Source organism: Bradyrhizobium sp. SZCCHNR2028 (assembly GCF_032380995.1).
Taxonomy (GTDB): Bacteria; Pseudomonadota; Alphaproteobacteria; order Rhizobiales; family Xanthobacteraceae; genus Bradyrhizobium.
Genome location: NZ_JAUHJF010000001.1, coordinates 1 through 18556, shown reverse-complemented (window position 1 = coordinate 18556; position 18556 = coordinate 1). Strand labels below are relative to the sequence as shown.

The following is an 18556-nucleotide window of genomic DNA, read 5'->3' as shown; positions in this document are numbered from 1 at the left end:
GTTCAGCTCCCTGGTCAGGAGGACAGTTGCCGCTTCCTCACCGCCTCCCCGAAAGCCTCGAACAGTTTGCGGTTGATCGGGTTCTTCTGCGGGTCATATTCGGCGTGCCATTGCACGCCCAGCGCAAAGCTCGGCGCGTCGGCGATGCGAATGGCCTCGATGGTGCCGTCCTCGGCGATGCCCTCGATCACGACGCGGTCGCCGGGCTCCAGGATGCCCTGACCATGCAGCGAATTGACCTTGATAATGTCGCAGCCGAGGATGCCGGCGAAGGCGCCGCCCGGCGTCAGCTTGACCTCGTGGCGATCGGCGAAGATGACGGTCGGATCGGGATGGATCTCGCCGTTCTCCAGCCGGGGCATGCGATGATTCATGCGGCCGGGAATCTCGCGGATCTCCGGATGCAGCGAGCCGCCGAAGGCGACGTTCATCTCCTGGAGGCCGCGGCAGATGCCGAACAGCGGAATGCCTCTGGAGACGCAGGCCTCCGACAGCTGCAGCGCGACCTCGTCGCGGTGGATGTCGTAGGGCTCGTGCTTGAGGCTCGGCTCGGTGTTGAAACGGGTCGGATGCACGTTGGCGCGGGCGCCGGTCAGCACCACGCCATCGACGACATCGAGCAGCGCGGCGATGTCGGTGATCTCGGGAACGCCGGCAAACATCAGCGGCAGCGCGCCCGCGACCTCGGCCACGGCGCTCAGGTTGCGCTCGCCCACCATCTGCACGGTGAACCTATTCTCGACGCGATGGCTGTTGCCGATCACGCCGACCACCGGACGTTTCATTGCTTTCGTTTCTCTCCCTTTTGTCCGGCCTTCGGCTGCCGCATCCGCCAGTCCGGCAGGCACAAATCATGCCTGCGTCGCACGGCAGGATCAACATATGGCCACGCGGGTCCCCAATGCCAATTCCGGACACCCCCGCAAGCGTCCTGCAGCGCCCCGCTTCCTCAAGCCTGCGCTTGATCCGCCAGCCGTTTTCGCCAATGTGTGGGGGCCGATCAGCACAGAGGACGCCTCATGACCGCCCCCGCCGACCCGCGCCTCCAGGCCCGCAGCGACCTGGCCTGGGCCATTGCCGTGGGCGGCATCGGGGTAACCCTGTTCATGGCCGGCATGGCCTTCACCTGGTATTACGCGGCTGCGATCTTCCTGTTGTTCGCGGGCATGCTGCTCGGCGTCGCGCTCAACGCGATGACCAGCCTGCTCGGCCGCGTCCTGCCCTGGCCGCATCCGGCGCGGCTCGTCATCGTCTGCTTGGCCCTCGCGGCCGTGCTCGTCGGCATCGTCTTCCTCGGCGGCACCACCATCGCGGACCAGGCCAAGGTGCTGAGCGATACGATCAAGTCGCAGCTCGGCAACATCAAGGGCTTCCTCGACCGCAACGGCATCGACACCAGCTTCTTCGACTTCAACGCCGCGAGCACGGCCACTGCCGCGCCTGATGGCGGCTCGACCACACCGACCCAGACGCCGTCCCATGGCCTGCCGGGCGGCCTGCCCTCGCCGAGCGCGCTGGCCTCCTCCGGCGGCGCCATCGTCAGCCAGACCTTCAAGCTGCTGCTGGGCACCGTCAGCGCCGTCGGCAACTTCTTCATCGTCCTGTTCCTGGGACTCGCCTTCGCGGCCCAGCCGGCCGTCTACCGCAGCGGATTGCTTTTCCTGGCGCCGGCGAAGTACCGCGACCAGGCCACCGTGATCGTGGACCGCATCAGCTATACGCTGGAGCGCTGGCTGATCGCCCAGATCACGACGATGTTCGCGGTCTTCCTCGTCACCTGGATCGGCCTCGCCATCATCGGCGTGCAGAGCTCGTTCATCCTGGGCATCCAGGCCGGCCTGTTGGCCTTCATTCCGACCGTCGGCGCGATCATCGCCGGCGTCATCGTGGTGCTGGCGAGCCTCGCCTCCGGCTGGGTCGCGGCGGTCTCCGCCTTCGTGCTGTTCCTCGGCGTGCACGCGATGGAGAGCTACGTGCTGACGCCGCTGATCCAGCGCCAGGCGCTGGACATCCCGCCGGCCACGCTGTTTGCGTTCCAGATCCTGCTCGGCATCGTGTTCGGCGTCTGGGGCCTGACCCTGGCGCTGCCGCTGATGGCGATCGCCAAGGTCATGATCGACTATTTCAAGAGCGACCGCCGCACCGAGGACGCCGCGGCCGCGATCTGAGAGATCGGTTGTGGCGGTTCAGCCGGCCGGCATCGCGGTCTCGACGAGCTTGGCCCAATAGCTGATCCCGTGCGGGATCACGTCGTCGTTGAAATCATACTCGGGGTGATGCACGCCGGCCCCATCGCCGATGCCCATGAAGACGAACGCGCCGGGCCGCGCCTGCAGCATGTAGGCGAAATCCTCGCCGCCGAGCCGGGGCGGCATATCGGTGATGACCTTTTCCGGCCCGACGACGCTGCGCGCCACGTCGGCTGCGAACGCGGTCTGCTCCGCGTGATTGATGACGACCGGATAGCCCCATTCATAGTCGATCTCCGCCTCGACGCCCATCCCGCTCGCGAGCGCCGTCACGAGGCCCTTGAAGCGCTCGTCCATCAAGCGGCGGATGTCCTCGTCGAGCGTGCGCACGGTGCCGCCGATGATTGCGGTCTGCGGAATGATGTTGTCGGCGGTCGTCCCCGCGTGAAAGCGCGTGATCGACAGCACCGCGCTTTCGACCGGATCGACGTTGCGCGCCACGATCGTCTGCAGCGCGGTCACGATCTGCGCGCCGGCGATGATCGGATCGACGCATTTGTTCGGCCGCGCGGCATGGCCGCCGAGGCCCTTCAGGCGCACCTCGAAGGTGTCGGCGGCGGCCATCACGGCGCCGGTGCGCGTCGCGACCGTCCCGAGCGGCAGGCCCGGCGCGTTGTGCAGGCCGTAGACCTCCTCGATGCCGAAGCGCTCCATCAGGCCGTCGTCGACCATCGCGCGGCCGCCGGCCCCGCCCTCCTCGGCCGGCTGAAAGATGACGATGGCCGTGCCGGCGAAGTTGCGCGTCTCGGCGAGATAGCGCGCCGCGCCCAGCAGCATCGCGGTGTGGCCGTCATGGCCGCAGGCGTGCATCCGGCCCGGAATGGTGGACTTGTGCGGGATGTCGCTGATCTCCTGCAGCGGCAGCGCGTCCATGTCGGCACGCAGGCCGATCACACGCTGCGACGGCTCGCGCCCGCGGATGACGCCGACGACGCCGGTCCTGCCGATACCGCTGACGACCTCGTCGACACCGAACGAGGCCAGCAGCTCGGCGACACGCGCGGCGGTCCGATGCACCTCGTAGAGCAGCTCGGGATGCTGGTGGAAATCGCGGCGCCAGACCTTGGCGTCTTCCGCCAGCTCGGCGGCGCGGTTGATGATCGGCATGACGGAGTTCCAGAAAATGAGGAGCACGCCATGGCGACGCGCATGTCATCTCATTGCATGTCGAGCCGCAGCAAAAGACAAGCCACATTCGCTCATGCGATGCTGCGCAGGCTGCATTGCCGCAGCGATGCGGCCGCTCGAAATGCCTGAGCTGATCCTGCCTATGATCGAAGATCGCTCAGCTCGCGCGCGAGGTTGGCCCGCGCCTTCTGGTCGAGGGCAGCGGCAAAGCCCGCATCCGGATAGATCACGGGGCGCCCCGCGAACCGCTCCAGCACGGCCGCGCGCCCGGCGCGGTAGGCGTCGTCCGGCACGTGCGCATATTCGCGCCGGATCGCATCCGCATAGGCGTCGTAGCCGGCCTCATCGGTGCCGAGAATGGCGAGATCGATCGAGACGAGCAGCGCGCCCAGCCGATCGCCGGGCGCGACATCGTGCGTCCGGGTCAGCCGGATCAGGCGTCCGACCTCGTCGCGCAGCTCGGGCGCGACGTGACGCTCGGCAAGGATGGCGCTCTGCTCCTCGTTGTCGGAGCGCGTGGGATCATACACGACGTCGTGCCACCAGATCGCGAGGGTCAGGATCTCGCGGTCGCGGACGCTGAGGTCCGCGACGCGATCGAGCTGGGCCAGGCAGTCCCGGACGTGGCGAAGATCATGGTAGTGCCGTCCGGCGGCAGCGTAGGCTTCGACCAGATCGTCATGCGTCATGATGGTGTTCCGTGGCGAGCAGCGCTGGCGCGGCCTCAGCCGGCCGAAGTCAGCACCGTCTCGGTGTGCTCGACATCCGGAGGATTGGCAAAATACTGCCCGACCAGGCCGCGCCATTCGGTGAAGTTCTCCGAGCCGCGGAAATCGACCGTGTGGTTTTCGAGCGTCTCCCACTTCACCATCAGGCGGTAGCGCTGCGGCTTCTCGATCGATTTGTGCAGCTCGAAGCCGTGAAAGCCCTTGGAGCGGCCGAAAGCAGCGCGTGCTTTCGCGACCGCGGCCTCGAAATCCTTCTCCGTGCCCGGCTTCACGTCGATCTGGGCGATTTCCGTGATCATGTTCTGTCGGCCTCCCCTGGTGTGGGCCGCTTGTCTAGCCCAGACCTCGGGAGAGCGAAAGCCGCGCCTCAGCTGGACAACACCGCCTGTCCCGACTGCGGCAGGCTGGCAGCGGCGCGCTGGCGGCGGTAGCGGTCGAGCGACAGTGGCAGCTCCGCCGACGCTTCGACCCGGTTGCGCCCGGAACGCTTGGCCTTGTAGAGGGCGGTATCGGCGGCCGCGAGCAGCACGTCGAGATCGGTCCCGCCCGGCCCGCCGGCGACACCGATGCTGACGGTGGTGTCGACCGGCTTGTCCTCGCACACCACGCCGGAGGCCGCGAACGCCTCACGGACACGCTCGGCGGCGACCATGGCCTCTTCGATCGAACAGGGCAAAAGTGCTGCGAACTCCTCGCCACCGATCCGCCCCGAGAGATCGGTGAGGCGCAGATTGTTGACCACGACGTTTGCGAACAGCTTCAGGACCTCGTCGCCCTCGGCGTGGCCGAAGCGGTCGTTGATCGACTTGAAATGATCGATGTCGAAGATCAGCACGCTGACCGGGCGCTGCTCGCGCGCCTCGCGCTCGATGAGCTGCGCGGAGGACTCGGCAAAGCCGCGGCGGTTGAGCAGGCCCGTCAGCGGGTCGGTGGTCGCCGCGCGCTTGTGGGCGCTGACGATGCGCTCTGACACCAGCATGAAGATCACGAACACGGTGCCGACCGCATAGAGCACGAGCTCGATCGAGAAGATCGTGACCCAGGCCGCGGCGAAGGCGCCGTCGGAATCGCGCAGCATGTTGCCGAGCAGGATCGGCAGCATCAGGACGAAGCCGTGCATCACCGGCACGATCAGCGCCGGCCAGCGCTTGTGCAAGGTCCGCCGCCGCTCCTGCCACAGCTCGGCCGCGGTCAGCATGGCGTAGATCACGACGATCGCGGCGCCGATCGTCAGCCGCAGCGCCTGCGCCGACGCATCGAGCAGCATGCCGCTGGCGATCCAGACCGTCGCGCCGAGCACGAGCCCAAGCACGCTCGGCGGCTTGCCGTGGAACACGCGCGCGGCATTCCACACCATGGCGGTGGCGATCAGACCGATGGAGCTCAGGAACAGCGACACCACCTCACCATAGAGCTCGCCGATCAGCGTCCACAGCGCGATCGCGACGGCGCCGAGAATATAGGCCGCCCCCCACCAGCGCAGCGCCGGCGTGTTCTCCTGTCGACCGAAATGGAGCAACATGGCGCCAAGCAGCGCCGCGACCATGGTCGCTACGATGTCGAGCGTCATGCTATCAAGCGCCATCGATCACCTCGGTTGCTGCGGCGGCGCGGGAAGTCAGGGTTAGCGCGGCCTTATCGCGATCAACCTAGCGGGCGGTTTGTTGGAAAGAGGTTTTCCTGGGTTGCCAAGTTTTCTCGAAAAGCCCGGCGCAACTCGTCAACAAATTGCTGCGCAAGAAATCTGCAAACAGGATTCAAAAATGCCGAGGCAATCCGCGCGACCGCCCGCCCAGATTGCACACGGCACACACCCCTTCATTGATAGTTGTGCGCCCTCGCGTGCGGAATCAATGGTTTCCCCTCCTGCGGCGAACACTCATCGAAACGATAAGAAACCTTCTCAAATTTGAGATCATCTCTCCCTAACACGTCCCGACCGCGGCGCGATCCGCCGCTCGAGGTGGGGACGAGGATGTCTTTCGACGACGATTCATCGAACAACAAGCCGGCCGCAGGCCATCATCCGTCGCGCAGTCCGGAGCCGATGCAGGGCGTGGACCGCCGCACGCTGCTGCGCAACGCGATGGGCGTTTCGGCGCTCGGCCTCGGCGCCAGCCTGCTGCCCGGCCAGGCGGCGCACGCGCATTGGCGCATGCATCATCACCACCATCACGTCACGACCAGTTTCGCGCTCGCCGTCCTTCCCGATACGCAGTTCTACTCGCGCTATGCAACGTCGGAAGAAGGCCAGGCCTATCAGCGCCAGTATGGCAGCACGCCCTATCCGGCGCAGACGCAGTTCATCGTCGACAACGCCGCGAAGTATCACATCCCGTTCACCATCCATCTCGGCGACGTCGTCGACCAGTCCAAGCATCCGCAGCAATGGGCGGTCGCCGACGCCGCGATGAAGCTCTTGGAGAACGCCGGCCGGCCCTATTCGGTGCTCGCCGGCAATCACGACGTGCTGTCGGCGCTGGAGTTCGAAAGCGCGACAAGCCAGAGCGCGGGCACCGATGCGCAGCGCGGCGCGTCCGAGCCTTATCTCACATGGTTTCCCACCAGCCGCGCCGCCAGGCAGCGGACCTTCCTGGAGCGGCATCCGAGCGGCTGGCACGAGGCGCATGTGTTCCATGCCTGCGGCGTCAGCTTCATGGTGCTGTCGCTGTCGTGGCGCGCCTCGGACGATGCGATCGCCTGGGCGCGCAGCATGATCGCGCGCCATCCGATGCTGCCGGTCATCCTCGCCAATCACCAGTTGCTCAACATCGCCAATGACGGCACGAGCCCGCTCGAGGTCGCCTACGGCCAGTATCTCTGGGACAAGCTGATCCGCAGCAACGACCAGATCTTCATGACCCTCAACGGCCATTATCATGGCGGCGCGCTGCTGACGAAGATCAACGACTTCCACAATCCGGTCCACCAGATGGTGGTCGACTATCAGATGGCCTATCAGGGCGGCAACGGCCTGATGCGGCTCTACGAATTCGACTTCACCCGCAACAAGATCGACGTCGCCTCGTTCTCACCGTGGGTGGTCGCGAAGCCGAAGGACAGCCTGAAGCAGTTCGACCGCGCCTGGCTGACCGAGGACAATCACGAGTTCACCATTCCCATCGACTTCCGCCGCCGCTTCGCCCGCTTCACCAATTTCTGCCATCTGCCGGCCTTCGCCGGCACGCCGATCCTGCCGCGCGTCAAGCAGGATCTCTACGCCAACTACACCGAGGCGCCCGAGCCGGTGGTGGTGCCGCCGGCGAACGAGCAGGACTATCCGCTGATCGCCGAGACGGTTGCGCATTGGCGGATCGCCTCGTCGGCGATCGGCAAGGCGGTGGCCGCCGGCACTGCACTGCCGGACCTCACCGCCGCCAACCCGATGCAGCGCGCCTCGCTCACGGGCGCAGCTCAAGTGGCTGACGTCGCCTTCACCGCCGACAAGCATCGGCTGTCCTCGGCGCCGGGCAGCATGCAGTTCCTCAACACGACCAAGCAGGGCGCCGGCCGCTTCAGCTGGTTCACGACCGCGGCCAACGCGCCGATCAACGCGGCAACGTTCGCATCCGGCTATACCGTCGAAGCCTTCATCAAGATCGATCCGAACTGGAAAGCCAGCGACCACGCCTGGTGCAACATCCTCACCCGCTTCGGCAACCGCGGCTGGCTGCCCGGCTATGCCGGCGGCGACCCGGAATCGCCGCCGATCCTGTTTGCGATCTCGAACCTGCGCGAGGTGCAGTGGGAGATCGTGCCGTCGAGTTCGACCCAGCAGCCGCAGACCGACTGGTCCGGCGAGATCATGCTGAACACCTGGTACCACCTCGCGATCGTCAACGATCCCAAGGACAATTCGACCGTGCTCTACATCGAGGGCGCGCCGGTCGTGCGCAGCGTCATCGGCGGCAACGGCATCGCCTCGACGGCGGCGTCGCAGCCCTGGGCACTCGGCTGCGGCTGGTGGGATCGCGCACCGGCGGACGGCTTCATCGGCAGCATCGGCGAGGTCCGCGTGGTGTCGAAGCCGCTGGCACCGAACCAATGGCTGACGGCGCGCCGCGCCAGCGCCTGATCTGCACAGGCTTCACGCAAAGCAAAACGGGCGCCCGCGAGGGCGCCCGTTCGTATTGGAGAGCAAGGGATCCGGCCGCAGCCGGAACCCGAGAGATCAGCGCTTCGAGAACTGGAAGGAGCGGCGGGCCTTGGCCTTGCCGTACTTCTTACGCTCGACGACGCGCGAGTCGCGGGTCAGGAAGCCGCCCTTCTTGAGGACGCCGCGCAGCTCCGGCTCGAAGTTCGTCAGCGCCTTGGACAGGCCGTGACGGACCGCACCGGCCTGGCCGGACAGGCCGCCGCCGGCGACCGTGCAGATCACGTCGTACTGGCCCTTGCGGGCGGCGACGACCATCGGCTGCTCGATCATCATGCGCAACACCGGACGAGCGAAGTAGACCTCGATGTCGCGGGTGTTGACGGTGACCTTGCCGGAGCCCGGCTTGATCCAGACGCGGGCGACCGCGTCCTTGCGCTTGCCGGTGGCATAGGCGCGGCCGAACTTGTCGACCTTCTTCTCATACTTCGGAGCGTCCGGAGCCGTGACGGCGCCCTTGAGCTGCGACAGCTGATCGAGAGACTGGATGCTTTCGGCCATCTTATGCGGCCCTCGTGTTCTTGCGGTTCAACTTGGCGATGTCGATCTTCTCGGGGTTCTGCGCCTCGTGCGGATGATCGGGTCCGCCATAGACACGCAGATTGCCCATCTGCACGCGGCCGAGCGGCCCGCGCGGGATCATGCGCTCGATGGCCTTCTCGATCACGCGCTCGGGGAAGCGACCCTCGAGGATCTGGCGCGCGGTGCGCTCCTTGACGTGACCGACATAGCCGGTGTGCTTGTAGTACACCTTCTGCTCGCGCTTGCGGCCGGTCAGGACGGCGTGCGCGGCATTGACGATGATGACGTTGTCGCCGCAGTCGACGTGCGGCGTGTAGATCGGGAGGTGCTTGCCGCGCAGCCGCATGGCGACCAGCGTAGCGAGACGGCCGACGACCAGACCCTTGGCGTCGATCACGACCCACTTCTTCTGGACCTCGGCCGGCTTTGCCGAAAAGGTTTTCATGAGAGATATCCGTGATAGGGAGATTGCGGCGCGGGTGACGCACCGAACTGGTCGCAGCTTCTAGAGAAGCCGCCCGCATTCGTCAACGCCATCCGAGCAAAATTATAGCAACAAAAACAATTGCTTATAAATATGGTGCAATAATACCCTCGAAAACCTCACGCATTCGGAATGGAATAGGTTGCCGTGACGTGGGCGATCGGATCGGGCGATTCTCCTGACAGCAGCGTGACTTCGCCGACCGCCAGCCGCTTGCCAAGCTTGAGCAGCCGCGCCTCGGCCAGCACGTCGGCGCCTGCCGCGCCCTTGCGCAGGAAGTTGATGTTGAGATTGGTGGTGACCGCGAGCCCGACCGGGCCGATCGCCGACAGCAGCACCACGTACATCGCGAAGTCGGCCAGCGCCATCAGGGTGGGCCCGGAGACCGTGCCGCCAGGACGCAGCATGCGCTCGTTGAAGCGCTGGCGCATCCGGCAGCTCCGGCCGTCGGCGCTCTCGATGCTGATGTCGCCGCCGGTGCGGAAGGCCTGGGGAAATTCCGCGTGCAGGAACGCTTCGAGTTCCGCGATGCTCATCTTCGCCGTCATGTCTCCCCCTGCTCTGTCGCGTTGCCTTCTGTTACATTAGCCGCGATCCAGCGCCCAAACGGAAATCGCCAACCGGAAATCGCAATGTCCGCCCCTGCCCTCGCCAATGCTGCCGACGCGCCGATCCTTATGCGCGAGATGGTCGGCCCCGTTGCCGTGCTGACGCTGAACCGCCCGGCGCAGCGTAACAGCCTGTCCGAGCCGCTGATCGCGGAGCTGCATCAGGCCCTGGCCGAGATCGGTGCCGACAAGGCCGTGCGCGCCGTGGTGATCGCGGCCAACGGCCCGGCGTTCTGCGCCGGCCATGACCTCAAGGAGCTCACCGCCCGTCGCAGCGATGCCGATCGCGGCCGCGCCTTCTTCGCCAAGCTGATGAACGCCTGCAGCGCGATGATGCAGGCAATCGTGCATCTGCCGAAACCCGTCGTCGCCTCCGTGCAGGGCATCGCCACCGCAGCCGGCTGCCAGCTGGTCGCGAGCTGCGATCTCGCCGTCGCCTCCGAGCGCGCGTCGTTCGCGACGCCCGGCGTCGACATCGGCCTGTTCTGCTCGACGCCGATGGTGGCACTGTCGCGCAACGTGCCGCGCAAGCAGGCGATGGAGATGCTGCTGACCGGCGAGCCGGTTCCGGCGGTGCGCGCCCGCGACATCGGCCTGGTCAATCGTGTCGTCGCCCACGGGACTGAACGCGACGCGGCGATTGCGCTGGCACAACAAGTCGCGCGCAAGTCAGCCTATACGATCAAGCTCGGCAAGGAGGCGTTCTACCGCCAGGCCGAGATGAGCCTTGCCGACGCCTATCGTTATGCGGCAGAGGTGATGACGCAGAACATGCTCGCCCGCGACGCGGAGGAAGGCATCGGCGCCTTCATCGAGAAGCGCACACCGAATTGGCGGGATGAGTAGCAACGACGCTGCTGCCCATTCCTCATCCTGAGGAGCCGCGAAGCGGCGTCTCGAAGGATGAGGCCCGACCGAGGCCTCATAGTTCGAGACGCTTCGCTCCTCACCATGAGGAACTAAGGACATCGAGAATGAATCACGACACCTATCCCGACGACTACATCCGCGGCATCCTCAACGGCGTGAAGGTGATCGCGATGGTCGGCGCCTCGCCGTCCGAGATCAGGCCGAGCTTCTTCGCCTTCAAATATCTGGTGCAGCGCGGCTACGACATGATCCCGGTCAATCCCGGCCATGTCGGCAAGAGCCTGATGGGCCGGCCGTTCGTCGCCTCGCTCGCCGACATCGGCCGTCCCATCGACATGGTCGACATCTTCCGCAGCTCGCAGCACATCATGCCAGTGGTCGACGAGGCCTTGAGGCTGTCGCCTTTGCCGAAAGTGATCTGGATGCAGCTCGGCGCGCGTGACGATGCGGCGGCCGAAAAGGCCGAGGCCGCTGGGCTGAAGGTCGTCATGAACCGCTGCCCCAAGATCGAATATGGCCGGCTGTCGTCGGAGATCTCCTGGATGGGTGTCAACTCGCGCACCATCAGCGCCAAGCGCGCGCCGATCCCGACCCAGGGCATGCGGCTGTCGCTGAACCGCACCAGCGTCGGCGGCGGCACGACGGCAGCGGCCGACCGCGCCGCGAAGGACAGAAGCGATCCCTCCTGACGCATCTGCGAAAGGATCGTGTCGCGACGACGGCGCGACACAGCAACGCATTTCAAATCCGACTGATTATCGCCGCCAGCCTTGACGGCATCCTGGCTGGTGGCAAATGTCCCCGCCGGGATGACGCGGAGGCGCACGACGGCGCGCTATCGACACCGTCTCCCATCATCCATCCCTGCATCAGCCGGCGCCGCTGCGCGAGGGATCAAGCCAAGAGGAAACATCATGACCGACCGTGCCCCGGGATTTGCCACCCTCGCCATTCACGCCGGCGCCCAGCCTGACCCCACCACCGGCGCGCGGGCGACGCCGATCTATCAGACCACGTCGTTCGTGTTCAACGATGCCGACCACGCCGCCTCGCTGTTCGGGCTGCAGGCGTTCGGCAACATCTATACCCGCATCGGCAACCCCACCAACGCCGTGCTCGAGGAGCGCGTCGCAGCTCTCGAGGGCGGCACCGCCGCGCTGGCCGTGGCCTCTGGCCATGCCGCGCAGGTCGTGGCGCTGCAGCAGCTGCTGTCCCCCGGCGACGAGTTCATCGCCGCGCGAAAACTCTACGGCGGCTCGATCAACCAGTTCACGCATGCGTTCAAGAGCTTTGGCTGGAACGTGGTGTGGGCCGACACCGATGACGTCGCGAGCTTCGAGGCGGCGGTGAGCCCACGCACCAAGGCTGTATTCATCGAGTCGATCGCCAATCCCGGCGGCACCATCACCGACATCGAGGCGGTCGCGCAGGTGGCGCGCAAGGCGGGCGTGCCGCTGATCGTCGACAACACGCTGGCCTCGCCCTATCTGATCCGCCCGATCGATCACGGCGCCGACATCGTGCTGCACTCGCTGACCAAGTTCTTAGGCGGCCACGGCAACTCGATCGGCGGCGTCATCGTCGATGCCGGCACCTTCGACTGGGCCGGCAGCGGCGACAAATATCCGATGCTGACGCAGCCGCGTCCCGAATATCACGGCATCCGGCTCCACGAGACGTTCGGCAATTTCGCCTTCGCCATTGCCTGCCGCGTGCTGGGCTTGCGTGATCTCGGACCGGCGCTGTCGCCATTCAACGCCTTCATGATCCTGACCGGCATCGAAACCCTGCCGCTGCGCATGCAGAAGCACTGCGACAACGCCAAGGCGGTCGCAGAATTTCTCAACCGCCATCCGGCGGTCGCCGCGGTGAACTATGCCGGCCTGCCCGAGAATAGATATCACACGCTCGCCCGCAAATACTGCCCGAAGGGCGCCGGCGCCGTGTTCACCTTCTCGCTCAAGGGCGGCTACGACGCCGGCGTCAAGCTGGTGTCGAACCTGAAGCTGTTCTCGCATCTCGCCAATGTCGGCGACACCCGCTCGCTGGTGATCCACCCGGCCTCGACCACGCACAGCCAGCTCGACGACGCGGCGAAGATCAAGGCCGGCGCCGGCCCCGACATCGTCCGCATCTCCGTCGGCATCGAGGACAAGGAAGACCTGATCGCCGACCTCGAGCAGGCGCTGAGCGCGTAAGGCGCGTTTCGCTCCACGGATCGCGCCGCGCGTCGACATGCGGCGTGACGAGCGCATCCCTCACCACGTCATGGCCGGGCTTGTCCCGGCCATTCATGTCTTTGCCCCGGCAATGACGACGTGGCTGCCCGGGCCGTCGCCGCGCCGAAGGGGCTTCGGCCCCGCAGGCGGGACAAGCCCGCGCATGACGAGTAACTGACGGCTGAGGCAGCAAGCGGCCCCGAAAACAAAGAGAGCGCGGGCGGCCCCCTGGGCTTCCGCGCTCTCCTTCGTCCCACGGCCGGGCCGTTGCCGGCTTCTCGGACCGCGCCCTCGTTAACTCCAGGTGATCATCTCATCAGCCGCAACAGGCGCGCGTGCATCTGGCCGGCCAGTGGCAGCGCGGAGGCCGCGATCAGCCGGCTTGCCGACAGCGCCTGCAGTCCTGCGGCGCCCTCGTCGATGGCAGCGAGTTCAGCGTTGACTGAGCCGGTCCGTGATTGGAGATTTTGGCGCGCCGACGCCGAAAACATGATCACCGACATGCTCGAAACCTTCTGGTCTGAGACTCTGATGAAATGCAGCAGAGATTTTCGCGCCCGGACGCAGCGGCCGGGCTGCATTCGGCCGACCTTCAAAATCGCCGGCAGCAGTAAGCTTGCACCCGCAGAACTTAACAAAAGCTGAAAATGCCCGTCCTTCTACGGATGATTGCAGCCAACTGTCGGACGCCGGAAGGATTTCGTTAACCATACCCGGCTCATCCTGCCGCCCATGGAATCGCCTTCCGGACCCGCGTGAAAGCAGCGGTGGATGTATCGCGAAGCGCCGACGCCACCCGAACAGAAGTCGAGGAGAGCAGGATGCGAACGTTGGTGATCATGATGCTGCTGGCGGCCATCGCGGCGAACGGCGTCGTGCTCGCGGCCGACCTGCCGGCCGTCCACGACAAGATCGTGCACACCAAGGCCCGCCGCGCCATGAGAGCGCCGCCGCCGACGGTCGTCGTCGTCAGGGACCAGGACTCGCTGATCTCCCCGATGTGGCCCTCGACGCCGCTGCTGTTCGGCCGCCAGGAGCTGCCCGGCTATTACGGCCGCGCCTTCTCCTACGACTACCAGGGCCCCTATTACGGCGGCGAAGGCTACACCAACTACATGTTCCGCCTGCCCTACGCGTGCGGCGTGTACGGGTATTGCTGAGCGGGATGCCGTTGGCATGCAAGTAGTCCGGATGAGCAAAGCGACATCCGGGACGACAAGGACGAGGTCCCGCATACCGCCAAGGCTCGTACGGATGACCGCAATAGAGGCCTATTTTGCGTAGGCACCGCCATAGCGCCCCGCGCGGATGCTCGCCAGGATTTCGGCTTCACGCTGCTCCTGCGCGCGGGCGGACTCGAGCAGTTCGGATGCGATCGCCGGCGCGAAAGCGACCACTCCGTCGGCGTCGGCAACCACGATATCGCCTGGCGTGACGATCATGCCGCCAATCGACACCGGCACGTTGATCGCACCCGGACCGTTCTTGTAGGGGCCACGGTGATTGACCGCACGCGCGAACACGGGGAAGTCGGAATTCATCAGCACGCCGGAATCCCTGATCGCGCCGTCGACGACGATCCCGGCCGCGCCGCGTTCCCTCGCGATGGCGGCGATGATCTCGCCGACCAATGCCCGCGTCTCGTTGCCGCCACCATTGACGACGAGGACGTCGCCGGGCGTAATGAGATCGAGCGCGCGATGAATGAAGAGATTATCCCCCGGCGCCGTATTCACAGTCAGCGCGATCCCGGCCATCGGCGAGCCCGTATAGAATGGCCGTAGACTGGCTGCACCAGGCAACCGCTGAAGGTTGTCACTGATCACGGCGGTGGAAACGCTCTTGAACGCGGCGACGACCGCCGCATCGATCGGCGCACCAGGCTGCGCTTGTCCCTCACCCATTCTTGCTCCCCGTCTTGCACAGTCCAGAGCGTCGCCCGATAGCGACCCGACTCGGCGGTGTAGGACTCGTATTGAATTCAGAAAACCGATAAATGGAGATATCGATCCATCTCTTTTTTGAATGCGAAAATGGTCACCCTGAAGCAGCTAGAAGCTTTGAACTGGATCGCGGAGCTCGGCACGTTCGAACGCGCCGCAGCCAAGCTGAACACGACGCAATCGGCGATCTCGAAGCGCATCCAGGAGCTCGAGGCCTCCGCGCGCGTTCCGCTGTTCGATCGCAGCCAGCGCGGGGCTCGTCTGACCGAACGTGGCGAGCAGATCCTTGCTCTTGGCCGACAGATGTTGGCGTTGCAGGACCAGATCCTGGAGTTGAAGGACGGCCGGCAGTCACCGGCCCGCCGTCTGCGGCTTGGGGCGACGGAGCTGTCAGCTCTGACATGGCTGCCGCGTCTGGTTTCGGCCATTCGCGAAGCCCATCCGGCGGTGATGATCGAGCCTGAAGTCGACACCTCGCGAAGCCTCTACGATCGGCTGATCGAGGGCAGCCTCGATCTCGTCGTCATCCCGGACGTCTTCTCTGACCCGGAGGTGACGTCAGTGCGGCTTGCCGAAGTGCAGAACGTGTGGACGGCGCGCCCCGGCCTGGTCAGATCGCGCCGGAGCCTCGATTTCGACGAGCTTGGTCATCATACGATTCTGATGCAGGGCCGTCGCTCGGGCTCCGGCCTCTTCGTCAACAAATGGCTCGCGGCCAACGGCGTCTCCTTCAAGCGCGCCATCTCGGTCGACAATCTGACTGCGCTGGTCGGGCTCGCCGTGGCCGGCCTCGGCATCAGCTATCTTCCGCAACGCTGTTTTCGTCCTCTCTTCGAGCAGAAGAAGCTGGTCATCCTGCCCGTCAAGCCGACGCTGCCGGCCGTGCCCTATGCGGCCATGTATCGCAACGACAGACCCTCGGCCTTCGCGGCCGCCGTAGCGGATCTGGCGCGCCAGACCTGCGATTTCGGCCGTCAACTCGAAGGTTAGACCTGGCAGGTGAACCCGGCGACGACGCCCGGCGCGGCGATCCATCACCTCCAGGAATGAGAAAGAAGGCGGTTTTATCCCTTTTCATCCAGGCCGGACGCAGCGAGGCTGCATCGTCGCTGCGCGTGCAACGCTGCACGCGCGAAGAGGGTTGCTGCGAGGAGAGGCTTTGATGCGCATTTGGGGACTTCTGCTGACGGCAGCGCTCGCTGCAAACGCCGCCGGCGCCGAGGAACTGACGGGCACGCTGCAGAAGGTCAAGGAGACGAACAGGATATCGATCGGCTTCCAGGAATCGTCGGTACCGTTCAGCTATCTCGACGGCAACCAGAAGCCGGTGGGCTACGCGCTCGACATCTGCGCCCGGATCGCGGATGCGGTCAAGAAGGAGCTTGGGCTTCCTAACCTCACGATCGAAACCGTTCCGGTGACGTCATCCAATCGCATACCGCTGATGACGAACGGCACGATCGACCTCTTGTGCGCCTCCACCACCAACAACGCCGAACGCCAGAAACTCGTGGCCTTCGCCAATACGCATTTTCTCAGCGCCACGCGCTATGCGGCCAAAAAATCGCTCGCGCTCCAGACGATCGACGACCTCAGGGGAAAGACGGCCGTCGCGATCGCCGGATCGACCAATATCGCGCAGCTGAACAAGGTCAACGTCGAACGCAAGCTCGGCATCAACATCGTGCCGGCCAAGGATCAGGCCGAAGCGTTCCTGATGCTGGAGACCGACCGGGCTCAGGCCTATGTGCTCGATGACGTCCAGCTCGCGGTCGCCATCGCGCGGTCGAAGGACCCGGCGGCGTACATGATCGGCAGCGACGCATTCTCCAAGCCCGAACCTTTCGGCATCATGCTGCGCAAGGACGATGCGCCGTTCAAGGCCATCGCCGATCGCGTCACGGCCGAGCTCTATCAGAGCCCCGCCATCGAGGCGCTCTACAAGAAGTGGTTCGAGTCACCCGTGCCGCCGACCGGGATCAACTTCAACTACCCGATGCCGGCCCCCTTACGCGCCGCGTTCAAGTCGCCCAGCAGCAGTCCCGACCCGGACGCGTATGCGCCCGATTGAAGCTCGCGATATCCGTGCCAACAGCAACGGCGGAGACTAGCCTCATCCGCCGCAGTCGCCTGCGACAGACGGCCCTCGGATATTGGCAAGATCAGCGGCGGCGGCGCTCCTGATATCTATTTCGCCGCCTTGATCCGCGCGATCTCCTCCTTGAGGAGCGTCGCGACCAGTTCGTTCAACGACGAGCCGCACTCGGCGTTCGAGAAGTCGTATTCGTTCTTCATTGGTTGAGAGCAGCTGTGATCTTGTTGATCCGCGCGCCAGTAACTCACTCCGCGGCCACGACGCGCACGTCGAGCCGCACGCATGTCTCTGCCTGCAACACGCCGATCACGCCAAGCAGGTTCTCGGCCGTGGGATTGCCGGATGGCCCTAACATGCGCATCAGGCTCTTCGACGGCCGCCCGAGCGCGTCGCTCAACGCCTCGAAGCCGATCGTTGCGTCGACTTACGCACGCAGGCCGGCGCGGCCGTCATCGACCTCTCCGCGCAGCAGCGCACTCACGGCTTCCTGGAACAACGCCTCGCGAAACGCCGGATCGCGGTCCGCGCGCGACCGAACCGTGTCGCGGAAGTCTGGTCGCGAAGGCATCATGAGGTGCTCGCAGAAACTCCCAAAGAGCTATTTCACAGCCTCGATCCGCTCAATATCCTCCTTGAGAAGCGTGTTGACCAATTCGGTCAACGATACGCCCCGCGCGCTGGCCAGCCCGGTCAGGTGATCGAGCACATCAGGCTCGAGATGCACCGGAGGCAGCATTCGCGCGCCCTTGCGAAAGAACTTGCCGCGTTCGGCGTTCGAGAAATCGTATTCATCCTTCATCGGATCACCCATTCTCGTAGGAGCGGATTTCGCGCCGGGTCGGCCGACGAACAGAAATGATACGGATCGCTACGCGATCTGCCGCCAGCTCCATATAGGTATGAACGGCCAACAACAGCTCATGAGCAGCAATACGTCCCATGGTAACCCCTCGCCAGCGCCAGAGTCGTCGTCCAGCAGCGAAAGCGCCAGAGGGTCGCTGAAGATGCTCATCGCCCGCTCAAAGGCAACGCCGTGCTTGCGCAGATTGCTCTCTGCCTTGGCCGGATCCCAATCGAACTCGAATTGCATGGTCCGCCCCACCCGACGATGTCCGCGACACGCCACGCTTGCCAAACGACGCAAATCAGCTTATGTTCTCTTTTTGTTCCTGTCCAGCCGAGGGGCGCTTCCGGATCGTCCAGTTGCGTAGGGCAGGAATGCGGTGGACGTGGCGGGCCGTGCGTGGACGAAAGTTCGCGCGGACGAGCGATCCGTCACGGACGGCGAAGTCGCGTGGTCCTGGCGCCCCGACGCTGGCGCTAAGTCTCGTGTCGGTGCTCAACGCATCGCGCGAGAGACGGGGGCAAGACAGCCCGGTCCCCGGGGAGATCGCGTATAAGCGTTAAAACCATCGCGCGGGGAAGGCCGGGTGTTTTCGGCCGTACCTGTGGTGACCGCCGCGTGCTATTTTCTTTGCACGCGGGCCATGGGTGGTGTGCCGAGTATGAACGACAGCTTGGAGGTGGAAGTCCTCTATCCAGCCTGATGGCGGCGAA

The 18556-nt window shown here is 65.2% G+C and carries 22 protein-coding genes; 8 read left to right on the top strand and 14 right to left on the bottom strand.

Annotated elements, in window-relative coordinates; genetic code table 11:
• Positions 1–14: 14 nt before the first annotated feature.
• Positions 15–785 carry a gamma-glutamyl-gamma-aminobutyrate hydrolase family protein gene (locus QX121_RS00110; protein WP_315810854.1) on the bottom strand — a complete coding sequence of 257 codons (771 nt, stop codon included), beginning with the start codon at positions 783–785 and terminating at the stop codon, positions 15–17.
• 234 nt (positions 786–1019) lie between these two features.
• On the opposite strand from QX121_RS00110, the gene QX121_RS00105 reads away from it, so the two are divergent.
• Positions 1020–2168: an AI-2E family transporter gene (locus tag QX121_RS00105; RefSeq protein ID WP_315711522.1), complete on the top strand. Its 1149-nt coding sequence runs from the start codon at positions 1020–1022 to the stop codon at positions 2166–2168.
• A gap of 18 nt (positions 2169–2186) precedes the next feature.
• On the opposite strand, the gene QX121_RS00100 is transcribed toward QX121_RS00105, so the two are convergent.
• The 4 genes from QX121_RS00100 to QX121_RS00085 form a co-directional block, all read right to left on the bottom strand.
• Positions 2187–3356 (bottom strand): M20 aminoacylase family protein, encoded by a 1170-nt coding sequence (locus QX121_RS00100; RefSeq protein ID WP_315775083.1) that lies wholly within the window; start codon positions 3354–3356, stop codon positions 2187–2189.
• Positions 3357–3517: 161 nt separating this feature from the next.
• Positions 3518–4066: a phosphohydrolase gene (locus tag QX121_RS00095; RefSeq protein WP_315810853.1), complete on the bottom strand. Its 549-nt coding sequence runs from the start codon at positions 4064–4066 to the stop codon at positions 3518–3520.
• A gap of 35 nt (positions 4067–4101) precedes the next feature.
• On the bottom strand, positions 4102–4404 hold the full coding sequence (locus tag QX121_RS00090; RefSeq protein WP_315711517.1) for an antibiotic biosynthesis monooxygenase family protein: 303 nt from the start codon (positions 4402–4404) through the stop codon (positions 4102–4104).
• A 68-nt stretch (positions 4405–4472) separates the two neighbouring features.
• Entirely contained in the window at positions 4473–5690 is a 1218-nt protein-coding gene (locus QX121_RS00085) for a GGDEF domain-containing protein (protein ID WP_315738293.1), read from the bottom strand.
• Positions 5691–6080: 390 nt separating this feature from the next.
• Here QX121_RS00085 and QX121_RS00080 point away from each other — a divergent pair, with 390 nt between their 5' ends.
• Positions 6081–8180 carry a LamG-like jellyroll fold domain-containing protein gene (locus QX121_RS00080; protein WP_315810852.1) on the top strand — a complete coding sequence of 700 codons (2100 nt, stop codon included), beginning with the start codon at positions 6081–6083 and terminating at the stop codon, positions 8178–8180.
• Between the two features lie 96 nt (positions 8181–8276).
• Here QX121_RS00080 and rpsI read toward each other — a convergent pair whose 3' ends face one another.
• The 3 genes from rpsI to QX121_RS00065 form a co-directional block, all read right to left on the bottom strand.
• Positions 8277–8759 (bottom strand): 30S ribosomal protein S9, encoded by a 483-nt coding sequence (rpsI, locus tag QX121_RS00075; protein ID WP_172109671.1) that lies wholly within the window; start codon positions 8757–8759, stop codon positions 8277–8279.
• 1 nt (position 8760) lies between these two features.
• The gene (gene rplM / locus QX121_RS00070; protein WP_315711511.1) at positions 8761–9225 is read right to left on the bottom strand and encodes a 50S ribosomal protein L13; all 465 of its coding nucleotides are present in this window, start codon (positions 9223–9225) and stop codon (positions 8761–8763) included.
• Between the two features lie 158 nt (positions 9226–9383).
• Positions 9384–9812 (bottom strand): PaaI family thioesterase, encoded by a 429-nt coding sequence (locus tag QX121_RS00065; protein WP_315738295.1) that lies wholly within the window; start codon positions 9810–9812, stop codon positions 9384–9386.
• Between the two features lie 84 nt (positions 9813–9896).
• On the opposite strand from QX121_RS00065, the gene QX121_RS00060 reads away from it, so the two are divergent.
• The 3 genes from QX121_RS00060 (at position 9897) to QX121_RS00050 (ending at position 12940) form a co-directional block, all read left to right on the top strand.
• A complete protein-coding gene (locus tag QX121_RS00060) occupies positions 9897–10718 on the top strand; it encodes an enoyl-CoA hydratase (protein WP_315810851.1) in 822 nt (273 codons plus the stop codon).
• A gap of 128 nt (positions 10719–10846) precedes the next feature.
• Entirely contained in the window at positions 10847–11431 is a 585-nt protein-coding gene (locus QX121_RS00055) for a CoA-binding protein (RefSeq protein WP_315780275.1), read from the top strand.
• A 225-nt stretch (positions 11432–11656) separates the two neighbouring features.
• On the top strand, positions 11657–12940 hold the full coding sequence (locus tag QX121_RS00050; RefSeq protein ID WP_315775089.1) for an O-acetylhomoserine aminocarboxypropyltransferase: 1284 nt from the start codon (positions 11657–11659) through the stop codon (positions 12938–12940).
• Between the two features lie 329 nt (positions 12941–13269).
• Here the strand turns inward: QX121_RS00050 and QX121_RS00045 are convergent, their stop codons facing one another.
• Complete coding sequence (locus QX121_RS00045) at positions 13270–13542, bottom strand: hypothetical protein (protein ID WP_315775090.1); 273 nt, start codon at positions 13540–13542, stop codon at positions 13270–13272.
• A 240-nt stretch (positions 13543–13782) separates the two neighbouring features.
• Between QX121_RS00045 and QX121_RS00040 the strand changes: the two genes are divergently transcribed.
• Entirely contained in the window at positions 13783–14121 is a 339-nt protein-coding gene (locus tag QX121_RS00040; protein ID WP_315810850.1) for a hypothetical protein, read from the top strand.
• A gap of 111 nt (positions 14122–14232) precedes the next feature.
• Here the strand turns inward: QX121_RS00040 and QX121_RS00035 are convergent, their stop codons facing one another.
• Positions 14233–14865: an RraA family protein gene (locus tag QX121_RS00035; RefSeq protein WP_315759208.1), complete on the bottom strand. Its 633-nt coding sequence runs from the start codon at positions 14863–14865 to the stop codon at positions 14233–14235.
• Positions 14866–14994: 129 nt separating this feature from the next.
• Here QX121_RS00035 and QX121_RS00030 point away from each other — a divergent pair, with 129 nt between their 5' ends.
• Both QX121_RS00030 and QX121_RS00025 read left to right on the top strand, forming a co-directional pair.
• On the top strand, positions 14995–15894 hold the full coding sequence (locus QX121_RS00030; protein ID WP_315798469.1) for a LysR family transcriptional regulator: 900 nt from the start codon (positions 14995–14997) through the stop codon (positions 15892–15894).
• Positions 15895–16066: 172 nt separating this feature from the next.
• Positions 16067–16975 (top strand): amino acid ABC transporter substrate-binding protein, encoded by a 909-nt coding sequence (locus QX121_RS00025; RefSeq protein ID WP_315810849.1) that lies wholly within the window; start codon positions 16067–16069, stop codon positions 16973–16975.
• Positions 16976–17243: 268 nt separating this feature from the next.
• Here QX121_RS00025 and QX121_RS00020 read toward each other — a convergent pair whose 3' ends face one another.
• The 4 genes from QX121_RS00020 to QX121_RS00005 all read right to left on the bottom strand — a co-directional run bounded on the left by QX121_RS00020 (position 17244) and on the right by QX121_RS00005 (position 18089).
• Positions 17244–17396 carry a hypothetical protein gene (locus QX121_RS00020; RefSeq protein WP_315810848.1) on the bottom strand — a complete coding sequence of 51 codons (153 nt, stop codon included), beginning with the start codon at positions 17394–17396 and terminating at the stop codon, positions 17244–17246.
• A gap of 27 nt (positions 17397–17423) precedes the next feature.
• Positions 17424–17567 (bottom strand): hypothetical protein, encoded by a 144-nt coding sequence (locus tag QX121_RS00015; protein ID WP_315810847.1) that lies wholly within the window; start codon positions 17565–17567, stop codon positions 17424–17426.
• A gap of 30 nt (positions 17568–17597) precedes the next feature.
• Positions 17598–17798, bottom strand: a complete 201-nt coding sequence (locus QX121_RS00010) for a hypothetical protein (RefSeq protein WP_315810846.1) — start codon at positions 17796–17798, stop codon at positions 17598–17600.
• Positions 17799–17867: 69 nt separating this feature from the next.
• Positions 17868–18089 carry a BrnT family toxin gene (locus QX121_RS00005; RefSeq protein WP_315775096.1) on the bottom strand — a complete coding sequence of 74 codons (222 nt, stop codon included), beginning with the start codon at positions 18087–18089 and terminating at the stop codon, positions 17868–17870.
• Positions 18090–18556 lie beyond the last annotated feature (467 nt).